This is a genomic window from Sutterella sp. (assembly GCF_052272535.1).
Taxonomy (GTDB): domain Bacteria; phylum Pseudomonadota; class Gammaproteobacteria; order Burkholderiales; family Burkholderiaceae_F; genus Sutterella.
Genome location: NZ_DAVZJY010000139.1, coordinates 1 through 6,372, shown reverse-complemented (window position 1 = coordinate 6,372; position 6,372 = coordinate 1). Strand labels below are relative to the sequence as shown.

At 68.1% G+C, this 6,372-nt stretch carries 6 protein-coding genes; all 6 read right to left on the bottom strand.

Annotated elements, in window-relative coordinates; translation table 11 throughout:
- Positions 1-181 precede the first annotated feature (181 nt).
- The 6 genes from ACT6Y9_RS07665 to ACT6Y9_RS07640 all read right to left on the bottom strand — a co-directional run bounded on the left by ACT6Y9_RS07665 (position 182) and on the right by ACT6Y9_RS07640 (position 6,264).
- Complete coding sequence (locus ACT6Y9_RS07665) at positions 182-760, bottom strand: response regulator transcription factor (RefSeq protein ID WP_443744097.1); 579 nt, start codon at positions 758-760, stop codon at positions 182-184.
- Between the two features lie 52 nt (positions 761-812).
- Positions 813-2,219, bottom strand: a complete 1,407-nt coding sequence (locus ACT6Y9_RS07660) for a flavocytochrome c (protein WP_443744096.1) — start codon at positions 2,217-2,219, stop codon at positions 813-815.
- Between the two features lie 169 nt (positions 2,220-2,388).
- A complete protein-coding gene (locus ACT6Y9_RS07655; protein ID WP_443744095.1) occupies positions 2,389-3,315 on the bottom strand; it encodes a LysR family transcriptional regulator in 927 nt (308 codons plus the stop codon).
- Positions 3,316-3,339: 24 nt separating this feature from the next.
- Positions 3,340-4,743 carry a hypothetical protein gene (locus ACT6Y9_RS07650; protein ID WP_443744094.1) on the bottom strand — a complete coding sequence of 468 codons (1,404 nt, stop codon included), beginning with the start codon at positions 4,741-4,743 and terminating at the stop codon, positions 3,340-3,342.
- A gap of 17 nt (positions 4,744-4,760) precedes the next feature.
- Positions 4,761-5,618 (bottom strand): SAM-dependent methyltransferase, encoded by an 858-nt coding sequence (locus ACT6Y9_RS07645; RefSeq protein ID WP_443744093.1) that lies wholly within the window; start codon positions 5,616-5,618, stop codon positions 4,761-4,763.
- Positions 5,619-5,652: 34 nt separating this feature from the next.
- On the bottom strand, positions 5,653-6,264 hold the full coding sequence (locus ACT6Y9_RS07640; RefSeq protein WP_443744092.1) for a Maf family protein: 612 nt from the start codon (positions 6,262-6,264) through the stop codon (positions 5,653-5,655).
- Between the last annotated feature and the right edge of the window lie 108 nt (positions 6,265-6,372).

Below are 6,372 nucleotides of genomic sequence, written 5' to 3'. Positions count from 1 at the left end.
AACTCCGTCACGGAAGACGGAGTATCTCACGACACACCTTGTCGGACTCCCTCGCATTTTACCGAAGTCGACGGAAAAGTGACGTCCCATGACGGTCAAGGCATTGGAAGGCGCTTTCTTCAGACTGTTGATTCCTAGGGTGCGTAAGGTTTTCCTTCCGACGTCTGATCAGATCCTTGGCCTATGCATCAATTCGGAATGCATCTAAGTGCTCGCGCAGAGAGCATGACATACAGGAAACAGAATGATCTTTTGACGACAATGCGACGAAACACAGAGATCGTCGCGGGCCGGCAAGCCGTCGGGAAATTCGACCGGTCGACTTGCCGTCAAAGGGAGCCGCCTCTGACGGCGGCGCTCCCGCCGCGCTCAGAGCCATTCGAGCGGGATGTTCGCTTTGAGTAGCTCCGTGGAGTTGAGGCCCATCTTCTGGTAGATCCGCCTGCGATGGCCCTGCACCGTGCGCTCGCCGATGCCGGTGCGTCTCCTCGGGCTTCTTCGTCTGGGCGAGCGCCTTCTCGAGCGACGCGAAGAGCCGCGCCTCCTTCACAGGCTTCACGAGGAAGTCGCAGGCGCCCGCCTGGATGGCGTTCACGACCATCTCGATGTCGCCGTGACCGGTGATGAAGATGACCGGGAGCATGATCCCGCGCCGCATGAGCTCGCCCTGAAGTTCGAGCCCGCTCATCGCCGGCATGCGGATGTCGCTCAGGATGCAGCCCGGGCGAGGTGAGAAGAATGAAAAGGCCGCCCCCGTCAACGAACGGGAGCGGCCTTTCGAAGCACAAGGAGGGTGCTCTGGAGGTGAGCGATTACTTCACCGTATTCAGGTAAGCGTCGGCGCTCTGACCGGCGATGCGGCCGAAGGTGACGATGTCGGCCTGAGCGTTGCCGCCGAGGCGGTTGCCGCCGTGCACGCCGCCCGTCACTTCACCCGCGGCGAAGAGACCCGGGATCGCCTTGCCCGAGGCGTTGAGGACCTCGGCCTTCGTATCGATCTTCACGCCGCCCATCGTGTGGTGGACGGCCGGCTGCACCTTCACGGCGTAGAAGGGCGCGGTGGTGAGGGGCTGCGGCATGTCGGGACGACCGAAAGCAGTGTCCTTGCCGGCCTTCTGGTCGGCGGCGTACTTCGCCATCGTCGCTTCGAGGGCGTCGGCCGGGACGTTCATCGCACGAGCGAGTTCGGCGACGGTGTTGCCCTCAACCGTGAGGCCGAGCTTCTTGTAGGAGTCGATCAGCTTGGCGGTCTTGCGGGTGGCTTCGTCCCAAACAATCCAGGCGAACTTGCCGGGCTGCTTCAATTCGTTGGCGGAGACCACGTCGCGGGTGAGCAGCTCGTTCGTGAAGCGCTTGCCTTCGGCGTTCACGAGGATCGCGCCGTCACCGCGGACGGATTCGGAGATGAGCGTGCCGTTCGGCGCGGCGGTCGGGTGCGCCTGGATCTTCGTCATGTCGACGAGAGCGGCGCCCGCCTTCTCAGCGAGGAGGATGCCGTCGCCCGTGGCGCCCGGCTGATTCGTCGTGGCGTAGCCCTTGAGCTTGGGCTGATACTTCACGAGGAGGTCCTGATTGGCGCCGAAGCCGCCCGTGGCGAGCACCACGGCCTTGGTGTCGAGCGTGTAGGTCTTGCCGTCCTTCGTGCTCACCTTGACGCCCGCAACAGCGCCGGACTTGTCGGTGATGAGCTCATCGGCGCGGCTCTGCGTGCGCACGTCGATGTTGCGGTCCTTCGTCGCCTTCCAGAGGACGCGGATCACTTCAGGGCCGATCGCGGAGCCGTCCGTCGGACGGTGCGCGCGGGCATAGGTGGCGCCGCCCGCACGACCGACCGTCTGGAGGTCGGCGCCGAGGGATTCGAGCCAGGCGACCGCGTCCTTGGCGTGGGCGGTGAGCGTATGAACGAGCGCCGGATCGTTGATGTTGTGGCCGCCCTTCATCGTGTCCTTGTAGAACTGCTCGATCGTGTCGGGAATGCCGGCCTTCTTCTGCTGAGGCGTCTCGGCCGCGTTGATGCCGCCTTCGGCGCGCACGGTGTTGCCGCCCAACATCGGCATCTTCTCGAGCACGACGACGTGGCGGCCGAGGTCCGTGAGGGTGACGGCGGCCGTGAGGCCCGCACCGCCCGCGCCGATCACGACGGCGTCGGGAGCGTTGCCGGCCGCAAAGGCCGTGCCGAAGAGCGTCGCAAGGGCGGCGGCGACGAGAGTGTGCTTCATAATGAATCTTCCTTTTCGCTTGAATGATTTTCGGCGGCGCCAACGGGCGTAGACCGGATGACGACAGTATCCGCTTCCGTTGTGAGGTGTGCTTTGAAGAGTTCTGAAACGAGCTTCAAGCAGGGCTCAACGGCTCAGGAAGCTCGGGCCGCCGGGCCGGAGAGCGGGGTCAACCGGCTTGAGCCGGACGAAGGGCGAGCCCTTCGGGCGAAAAGGCAAAGTCGAGAAAGGTCTGCGCCTGCGGCAGAGGCGTGCGCGCCGCGGGAAGAACGAAGGAGAGCGGACGCGCGGCCCAGCTGTCGGTGAGGCGGCAGCAGGCGACGTCGGTGCGGCCGGCGACGGACGAATGAGGGACTACGGCGACGAGATCCGCTTCGCGCACGAGGCGGATGAGGAGAGAAAAGCCCGGCGCCTCGAGTACGGGCTCGAACTTCGCGCCGACGGCAAGGGCGCGCTCCTTCATCGCCACAGTCATCGGCGCCGTCTCGACCAGCGAGACGTACCGGTAGCGGAGCGTTTCGGCGAAGGTGACGTCCGGTCTGCCGGCGAGCGGATGGTCCGGGCGGCAGACGAGAACGTGGTGGTCCATGAAGTACGGAATAATCTTGACGCCGGCCGGCGCGCTGCCGGGAAGCGCCTGCTCGCCGCCCACGAGTCCGAGGTCCGCCTCGCCCGTGAGGATCGCCTGCGGGATGAGGGAGCTGCGCTGCTGTGAGAGACTGCAGCGCAGTTGCGGATGAAGCGCGAGAAAGCGCCCCATGAGCGGGCAGAGGAAGTTTTCGAGTCCGGTGCTGTTGGCGTAGATCCGCAGGGGCGCGTCGCCGCCGAGGTAGGGGGCGAGCGCCGCCTCGAGGCGCGACGTCTGCGCGAGCACATTCGCCGCTTCGCGGGCGAGCACCGTGCAGGCGGGCGTCTGCAGGAGGCCCTTCCCGGTGCGCTCGAAGAGCTTCATGCCGAAGGTTTCCTCGAGGTGCTTGAGGCGCAGCGAAAGCGCCGACACCGTGAGGTGCATTTCGTCCGCGGCGGCCGAGAGGCTCTTCGTGCGCAGCAGCACGAGCAGGAGCCTCAAGTCGGCGAAGTCGTAGTGAAGCGCCATGGCTGCACCTCCTGCACGCTGCCGTCAGCGGCGCTTGAGAAGCGCTTCGTGCGCCGCACGACCGTAGGCCGAGGCCGCCCCCTCGGGCCGGGGAAAGAGCTTGTGGACGGCGGGCGTCAGGAGCTCGGCGTAGTCCGAGGCGCTGACGCCGCCGGAGGCGGTGCCTTCGCTCGACGTCGTGAGGAAGGCCTCGGCGACGGCGAGATTCTCAATGAGGACGCGCTTCAATGCGGGGGTCGGACGAATGAAGAAGACGGCGTTCTGGGTGCGCAGCACCGGCGCGGCCGGACGCCCGGATTCGGCCGAGAGCGCGAGGGCGTTCAAAACGGTCTGCAGCACGTCCTTGGTGCGCAGGGCTTCGGCCCAGCGCAGCGGGTCTTCGAGCCTCCCGCCCTTGGACTTGTACTCGAGCGCGATGAGGCCGCCGGGGAGTTCGAGCACGCCGTCGGGCTGCGCATGGAGCGCCCCTGCGTGGAAGGTCTCGCGGTCGGATTCGGTGACGAGAAGGCGCGCCGCGCCGGCGGGAAGAAATGGCACGAGCCGCAGCGCGTCCTCGTCCCAGTGCGAGACGGGTTCGGGGTCGAAGAAGACCGCCTCGACCGCCGCGCCGCAGAGGTCGGCGTGGGCCATCGCGAGCCCGGGACGGCGCTCAAAGGGGAGCGTGAGGAGGATTTCGGCGTTCGCAAAGGGATTGGGCGCCGGGGGACGGCTGAAGGCGGGCGCCGCAGCAGGATGGAGGGCTGCTGCGGGTTGAACCGGTGCGGTTTGCTGCAGTCTCTGAACGTTCGGCGCCTGCGCTGCGGCGTACGCGGCGTCGAGCTGCACGGGGACCGCCCCCGCCTCGATGGGCGTGACGGCGGGCGGGGGCTGCACGAGCACCACGACGGGAGGTTCGGTGCGCTGCGGGGGCTGCTGCGGCTGCACGTGCTGCACAGGGGGCACGATGGGAGCGGCGCCCGAGACGGCGTCTACGGGAGGGGCGGAGGCGGGAGCGGCAGCGGGAGCCTCGGCAACGGGAGCGGAAGGTGCGGCGATGACGGGTTCGGTGCGCCCGGCGACGACGGGCTCGGGCGCAGGCTCTTCAGTGAAGTGCGGCTCCGAGGCGCGGGTGATGTCGGGCCCCAGCGCCCGCAGACGTGCGAGCGCGATCGGCGCCTTCTGGGCTTTGAGGGACCGGCGGTCGAAGCTCTCGAGCGGGTCGCGGGCATCGTCCGTCGGTTCGGCGTCCGGCGCCGGAGCGGCCGCGAGCGGATCGGCCGCATCGCCGGTCGCGTCGGCCAGGGGTTTTCTGAAGCGGCGGCGCAGGAAACCCGCGACGATGAAGATGAGGGCCGTGATGGCGAAGGTGACGAGCACGAACGCCGCCACCGCGAGGATGATGAGGCCCTCGGGGGTCTTCGCGAAGTCGATCAGCTGTTGGGCGATCATGCTTGAGACTTCCTCCGTCAGGAGCGGGACCGGCGGCCGCCCGCGTTGCCGGAGCCGCCGGAATGGCGGACCTCACGCCTGCGGCCGGGCGCGCCCTGCGGCTTTCCTTCGCCCTTGCGGCGCGCGTTCTGCGGCGCGTAGCGGGGCGCCTCCCCCTTCTTCGGGGGCGCGAGGAAGAGGAAGACGCAGGGGGTCTTCGGGAGCGTGCGCGCGGCGAGCGGGAGACGGCGCCATTCCTCCACCCGGTGCGTTTCGATCCGCTCCGCCGGGCCCGTGACGTCGAGCGCGATGGTGAGGCGCGTCGCGGGGGAGAGGGTTTCAAGGAGCGCGGCGAGAAACGTCGTGTTGCGGTAGGGCGTCTCGATCACGAGCTGCGTTTCACTTGCGGCGCTCCGGTTCTCGGCGTCGAGGAGCGCCGCGCGGCGCTCCTCCTCGTGCACCGGGAGGTAGCCGAGAAAGCGGAAGCGCTGCCCGTCAAGACCCGACGCCATGAGCGCGAGAAGAAGCGAACTCGGGCCCGTGAGCGGCACCACGCGGATTCCGAGCTCATGGGCGCGCGCGGCGATCTGCGCGCCGGGGTCGGCGATCCCGGGGCAGCCCGACTCCGAGAGGATGCCGGCGTCCTCGCCCGCGAGGACGGGGGCGAGCCAGGCGTCGATTTTCTCGGGCGCCGGGTCGTGGCCGATCTCCTCGATTGCGAGCGACGCAATGGGAGCGGGATGCTCCATGCTCTTCAAGGTCGCGCGCGCGGTGCGGGCGGCCTCGACGAAGAAGCGCGTGAGGCGGCGCGCCGTCGCGAGGGTCGCGGCGGGAAGCGTCTGCGCGGGCGGCGTTTCGCTGATCGGACAGGGGAGAAGGTAGAGCGTTCCGGACATCGTCGCGTATTTCAGAAGTGAATTAATGGAGGCGTCAGTCCTGCGGCGTCTGCGCGGAGAAGAGTCCCGGGAGCACCTCGATCCCCGCCTTCGCGAGGAGCGTCGTGAGCTTCATGAGCGGCAGGCCGATCAAGGAGGTCGGGTCGTCGGACTCGACGGCGTCCATGAGGGCGATGCCGAGCTTCTCGATCTTCGCCGAGCCCGCGCAGTCGTAGGGCTCCTCGCGGTCCACGTAGGCTTCGATCGTCTCACGCGTGAGGGGCCGCATCTTCACGGTCGTGAGGCTCTCGAGCTTCTCGGCTCTGCCCTCGGCGTCGATCACGCAGAGGGCCGTGGCGAAGATTACGGTTCTGCCCTGCATCGCGAGGAGCTGCTCGACGGCGCGCCCGCGCGTGTGGGGCTTGCCGAGCTTCTTCCCGTCAAGGTTCGCCGTCTGGTCCGAGCCGATCACGACGGCGCCCGGGTGCTTCTCCCAGACGGCGCGCGCCTTCATTTCCGCGAGGCGCAGGGCCGTCTCCCGCGGCGTTTCACCGGGAAGCGAGGATTCGTCCACGTCGGGGCTTTCCGCGGAGTAGGAGAGGCCGAGACGGTCGAGGAGCTCGCGGCGGTAGCGCGAGCTCGAGGCAAGAATGAGCGTCTTCTTCATGATGCCGGCCATTCTAAAGGGCCCGCGGGATCGCGGCCGGGCGCGGGGCCGGGGCGCCCGTCCGCCGCCCGTCAAGGGAGCGCGTCTTCCGCGGGCTTCCGGAACGGG